2 protein-coding genes and 1 pseudogene are annotated in these 2829 nt (G+C 38.3%); 2 read left to right on the plus strand and 1 reads right to left on the minus strand.

Going from position 1 to position 2829, the window contains the following annotated elements:
• Positions 1-595: pseudogene (locus GXM17_RS21130) on the minus strand (hypothetical protein); the annotation flags it as partial.
• Positions 596-739: 144 nt separating this feature from the next.
• Here GXM17_RS21130 and GXM17_RS21135 point away from each other — a divergent pair.
• Complete coding sequence (locus GXM17_RS21135; RefSeq protein ID WP_163401500.1) at positions 740-1183, plus strand: DUF1804 family protein; 444 nt, start codon at positions 740-742, stop codon at positions 1181-1183.
• Positions 1176-2705 (plus strand): hypothetical protein, encoded by a 1530-nt coding sequence (locus GXM17_RS21140; protein ID WP_208796475.1) that lies wholly within the window; start codon positions 1176-1178, stop codon positions 2703-2705. Before GXM17_RS21135 ends, GXM17_RS21140 begins: the two co-directional genes overlap by 8 nt.
• The last annotated feature ends 124 nt before the right edge of the window (positions 2706-2829 follow it).

Raw genomic sequence — 2829 nt, forward strand, 5'->3', positions numbered from 1 at the left:
TATCAACCAAGTCCTGAAATGCTTTATTAGCATCCTCCTCAGACGACTTGTCACTTAAGTTTAAAGCCGTAAGCATCACGGCTGTTAAAAGAACTTTACTCATTTCTTCTTTAGGTTTAGGTTTTACAAAATCAGCGAGGTTCAACTCGTTGTCATTTTCATCAAATAAATTGGCAAGTGCATTGTAGTTACCCGGAATATCAACTAAGGATATTTCACGGGGAAACCATTTGGTAACTGTAGGTCCTGTTTGTCCTTCAAGTTTTAGGCTATCATCGTCACTGGCATCTAAGCAAATGATACGACCAACAGAGGCAGCATTTAAAAAACCGTTTTCGATTTCATCAGCTTTGTTTTGTCCTTCTGGATGTGATAAATTAATCACAGGTTTAGCGTAAACTTTTACACCATCGATTCTAAAATCTTCCCATCGAACAATAACTCCATTATCACGTTGATGCATGAAATAACCGATTGGATTCTTTTTCACCTCGTCCAATAATAAGCCAGCCGTTAAACAGCGATAACCATAGACGTTGACAGACTCATCGGTGAGACAAAACTCTTTTTCAATCTTTTTAAACTTGTTACTCACTGGCTAAATTTTTAGGTTATCTCTTTTTGTGAGTACAAACTTGCGAATACTTCAAACCCTTTGAAAATAAGGGCGCAAGGGTTGCACAACTATTTTTATTGAGGTTTGTTTTTGGTCAATTTTGCCAAGTAATCAAGGAGTAAAATGGGAATTTCCAAAACACAGGAGCGGGAGTACGCTCGAATATTATATGTAAGCGAGCGTATCACCTTTAAGGAGATTGCAGAACGTACCGGCGTAACCGAAAAAACGATTGGTAAATGGGCGGAAGCGGACAACTGGGACAAACTCAGAAAAAGTTTACTGACCACTAAGCAAAATCAATTAGTGCATTGGTACAACCAACTGGAAGCCATGAACGAAAATATTGCAAAAAGAGACCTTCCGGTTCCAGACTCCAAAGAAGCCGATGTAATGAGCAAAATTACTTCGAACATCCAACGCTTAGAAACCGAGACAGGAATTGGCGAATATGTAGAGGTAGGAAGAAAACTATTGACATTCATTCAGGGTGTTGATTTAAACGAAGCAAAAAGGTTCAAAAATTACATTGATGAGTTTATCAACTCGAAGTTAAAGAATGGCTAAAAAAGTAAGTAATAAGGAGTATTTGGATATATGGCGTGAGTTCTGTGAAAACATGGACAATGCAACACCTATAGACTTAACTGAAAGCCACGGTGCAAAACTCAGAAGAATTGCACACCTTGAAAAGAACCCAGAGGAATGGTTTAAATACTACTTTCCAAATTATTATACTAGCGAACCCGCTGATTTTCATATAAAAGCAACCAAGCGTGTATTAGCCAATGCCGAATGGTACGAAGTGCGCTCATGGGCGAGAGAACTATCCAAGTCGGGTCGAACCATGATGGAAGTACTGTACCTGGCGATGACTGGAAAAAAAAGAAACATTCTTTTAATTTCCAATTCAGCGGACAATGCCGAAAGGTTGCTTTTACCATATAAAGGAATACTCGAACGCAATAACAGAATTATTGCCGATTACGGTACTCAAAAGAAAGTTGGTTCATGGGAAGCGAGCGAGTTTAAAACTCGAAAAGGCGTTTCCTTTAGAGCCATTGGTGCGGGTCAGTCACCGCGTGGAACCCGTAACGATGCAAGTCGCCCGGATGTCATTTTGATTGATGATATTGATACGGACGAATTTTGTCGTAACGAAGAACTTGTAAAAGAGCGTGTTAAATGGATAGAACAGGCTTTAATTCCAACACGTTCAATTAGTACAGGATTGCTATTAATAGCTTGTGGCAATATCATTGCTAAATATTGCTGCATAACTGAAATGGGGGCCAAAGCTGATAAATGGGACATCGTGAACATTCGTGATGCCGAAGGAAAAAGCACATGGCCTGCAAAGAATAAGGAGGAGCAAATAGACAGGGTTTTAGAGACTATTTCTACATCTAGTGCTGAAAAGGAATATTTCAACAATCCAGAAGACGATGGAGACATATTTAAAGAAATAATTTTCGACCAACTACCACAGTTACGACATTGTGATTTTGTAGTTGCTTATGCTGACCCTGCTCCGAGTAACAAAGACAGGACAAGCTCATCAGGTAAGTGCGTGGCAATTATAGGTAGAAAAGGTATTAAATATTATGTCTATAAAGTTTGGTTAAATCAAATGACAAACGCAACGTTTGTAGACTATCTGTTTGAAGCTTATGAATACTTAAAAAGAGCCGGTGTTGACCCTGTAAACATTTACATTGAAAACAACTCTTTACAAGACCCATTTTATGAGCAAGTTTTTTTACCCCTTATTTTTAAAACTGGTGAGGCGAAAAACATTGCCTTACCTATTACTCCAGACGAAAGAAGTAAGCCCGATAAACATGTAAGAATCGAAGGAACCTTAGAACCTAAAAACAGATTAGGGCAACTAATATTTAATAAAGCCGAAGAGAATGACCCAAACATGAAAAGGCTTACTAGTCAATTTACAAGCTTTACTATGAAATCGAAAAAGATTGACGGACCCGACACAATCGAGGGCGGTGTAGTTATAATTGAAAACAAGGCTGTTACAAGTGCCGGAGCGATAGAAAGTTTCCCTCGTAAAGCCAATAAACATAGAATGTAATGTTACAAAAAAGCACTAAACCCCAAAAAACAACTTACCAAATCGGCGTAGATATTTTAGGTTTTCCCATTTATGTTGAACATACAACTATTTGCGAAAACCAAAGAAGTCATATCAAAACAAG

Source organism: Flavobacterium fluviatile (genome assembly GCF_010645065.1).
GTDB classification, from domain to species: Bacteria; Bacteroidota; Bacteroidia; order Flavobacteriales; family Flavobacteriaceae; genus Flavobacterium; species Flavobacterium fluviatile.